Source organism: Bacillus sp. GMa5/1, assembly GCF_050172015.1.
In the GTDB taxonomy this organism is placed as follows: Bacteria; Bacillota; Bacilli; order Bacillales; family Bacillaceae_G; genus Bacillus_A; species Bacillus_A cereus.
The window spans coordinates 1-1,494 of sequence record NZ_JBNLYC010000388.1 but is presented as its reverse complement, the minus strand read 5'-3'; the positions used below and the strand labels follow the sequence as shown (position 1 = coordinate 1,494).

The window sequence follows — 1,494 nt, the reverse complement described above, 5'->3', positions numbered from 1 at the left end:
AAATAAAATTAGCAATATGGTTGCTTGACAAGCAAAAAAAATATATTTATGCTTGCTACACGAAACAAACACATAAAATTTATATTGCTTAACCTGTTAGGTGAGGCTCCTATGCAAACACAGGCTATTGCCCAAAAATGTCGAAAGACGCCAATGGGTAGAACAGGAATTGTCGGATTAAGGCTCTTCTTAAGATAGCTAAGTAATGAATTTTCATTACTTTACGTTGTATAGTGCCAAAGCTCTACTAGAGGGAAAAAAGCCTTATTTAGTCATGCCATTTTGAATCCCTCTAGTTACATACTAGGGGGATTTTTTGCGTAAAGAACAGGGAATAAGCGATAGAATCTTCCTAAACAAAAGTCATATTTAGTAATTAACGAGAACAAGATTCTATTCATTAGCAAATGTAATATTATGTTTTGTTTTAAATCAGGAGGATATTAAAATGAAAAAAATATTAAAACTCGATTATCTATTGCTCCTTCCTCTATTCATAACATGTACTTTAGGTATTATCATGATGTATAGTGCAAGCTCCATTGTCGCTGTTCAACATTACGGTTATAACAGTAGACATTTTGTTGATTCTCAATTAACAAAGCTACTTTTAGGAACAATAGGATTAATAATTTGTGCTTTACTCCCATATGAAATATGGAAAAAACGAATAGTCTCAATCTGTATTATGGTTGGGGGGATTTTTTTATTAATTATGGTTTTATGGAAAGGAAAAGTGGTAAATAATGCTCAATCATGGATCTTTGGAATACAGCCAGCTGAATTTCTTAAGTTAGGAACAATCCTTGTAACAGCCCGTTTTTTTGCATTGCGACAAGAACAAGCTAAAAATAACTGGAGTGGTATCGGAAAACTTTTATTTTTTTTAGCTACAATTTTTTTTCTTATCTTTAAACAACCAAATTTAGGATCTGCACTTTTAATATTAGGTATAGGTTTTAGCATATTTCTTTGTTCAGGAATAAATATAAATCTACTAATCAAAAGAACTACCATCGGTTCTATTTTATGGTTACCTATTTTATATTATTTGATTCAATATAGTTTATCAGAAGTTCAAAAGACACGTATTACTACGATTTTCAATCCCTTTCTTGATGCGCAAGGAAATGGATACCAGCTTGTAAACTCTTTTATTGCCATGGGCTCTGGAGGAATCACTGGTCGTGGATTTGGAAATAGCATACAAAAAACAGGTTATCTTCCAGAACCACACACTGATTTTATAATGGCAATAGTTTCTGAAGAACTAGGATTTATTGGTGTATTTATTCTATTGGTTGGAGTTTTGACTATAGTACTTCGCTCCTTAAAAATTGCACAATTATGTGTAGATCCATTCGGCAGTTTTATAGCAATTGGTATAGGATGTATGATTGGTATGCAATCAGTTGTAAATTTAGGTGGTATTACGGGACTATTTCCTCTTACAGGTACTCCATTTCCATTTGTAAGTTTTGGTGGAAGTTCTTT

Annotated in this window: 1 protein-coding gene and 1 riboswitch; the gene reads left to right on the top strand. The window is 32.3% G+C overall.

All coding sequences use genetic code 11. The annotated features are described in order from the left end of the window. The first annotated feature begins 85 nt into the window (after positions 1–85). Positions 86–262: riboswitch (M-box (ykoK) riboswitch) on the top strand. A 186-nt stretch (positions 263–448) separates the two neighbouring features. After that, positions 449–1,494: FtsW/RodA/SpoVE family cell cycle protein (locus ACQGSG_RS28860; RefSeq protein WP_426948732.1), on the top strand; the 1,046-nt coding region annotated here is incomplete at its 3' end.